This window comes from Brevundimonas sp. RM1 (assembly GCF_052907225.1).
Genome location: NZ_JBRERY010000072.1, coordinates 1 through 1,401 on the forward strand (window position 1 = coordinate 1; position 1,401 = coordinate 1,401).

Here is a 1,401-nt window from a genome sequence, read left to right on the forward strand (position 1 = left end):
CATGGCCAGCCAGCGCCTCATGCGCTAGAGCCCGGAAACAGTCGGATCAGCAGCACCACGATCACCGCCTGCACCGCCGTATAGGTCATGAAGAGACCGATCAGGTCTATCGTCGACGGCCGCTCGGCCGACAAGCGCCTGAACGCCCGTCGCAACAGGATGTAGAGCCCCATTAACATCCCGATCCCGGCGAACGTCGCCGACCAGCCGAGCAGGGCGAAGACGGCTGCGCCCTGGCTGGTGGCGTCAGGCTTGAGCCCCGAGGTCCACCAGGCTTGGAGCTCAAGCCCTATCGCCATCGCGGCGCCGATGGCGCTGATGACCAGAAGAACCGTAGCGAGGGTCTCCGCTCCCTTCCCGGTCCGGCGCAGAACGCGCGGCGCCGCTGCGGCGCACAGCCCTCCTAAGGCCAGACCGCCCAGATGCAGCATCATCGACGCCGTCTCCGGCGGCGCCTGCCACAGATCCGGGCGCCGGCTCCACAGGAAGATGTAGGAAAAGCCGGCCAGCAGGCAGACCATGCCGCCGACGATCAGCACGATCACCATGGCCCACCAGCCGTGGCTGGCCGGACCCGAGACATAGTTGGGTACGCGAACGCCCGCTCCGATGTCGGTCGTCTTGCGGGTATGCGGCGCGTCCAGAAACCAGCACCAGCGCATGATGCAGTAGATCGCCAGCACGCCGCTGATCACGGCGGCGATATAGGCCTGGATGGTCAGGATCAGGAAGAAGCCTGCCGTGAAAAGAGCGCCGAACACGTGCCAGGGCGACGGACGCGGGAGGCGCAAGACGTACTGCGGCTCAGCGTTCAGAGGGCTGGTGACCAGCGTCTGGCGCTCGCCTCCCGCCGCGCCGGGCAGGAACCAGCGCCCCTCCTGCACCTCCTTCGCCAAGCTCTTCTGTTCCCACAGCGGATAGAGGCTCTTCACCACGGGGACGGAGCGCACGGAATAATAGCCGCTGGGCAGCCACTCCAGTCCTGGGCCGTCGTGGATATTGCCCGCCTCGCGCAGGCCGAAGGGGCGGAAGTTGCGGATCATGTCGACGACCCACAGCAGGACCGCCAGGCCGAACAGGAAGGCCCCGACGGTGGAGATGAAGTTGGGCAGATCCCACCCCCGCCCCGGCAGATAGGTGTAGACTCGACGCGGCATCCCCATCAGCCCAGTCAGATGCATCGGCATGAAAGCGATGTTGTGCCCGGCGAACATCAGCCAGAAGACCCATCTGCCCATGCGCTCGCTCAGCGGCCGGACGCTGGACATGGGCAGCCAGTAGTAGATGGCCGCGAACATGGGAAAGACCATGCCGCCGATCAGGACGTAGTGCAGGTGGGCGACGATGAAGTAGCTGTCGTGGGCCTGCCAGTCGAAGGGCACCATGGCGACCATGACCCCG

General features: G+C 65.9%; 1 protein-coding gene. It reads right to left on the reverse strand.

All coding sequences use genetic code 11. The features are described from left to right. Positions 1–17 precede the first annotated feature (17 nt). Positions 18–1,401, reverse strand: a 1,384-nt coding sequence (locus ACU5AP_RS16280; RefSeq protein ID WP_446681561.1) for a cbb3-type cytochrome c oxidase subunit I, incomplete at its 5' end; no start/stop codon positions are given.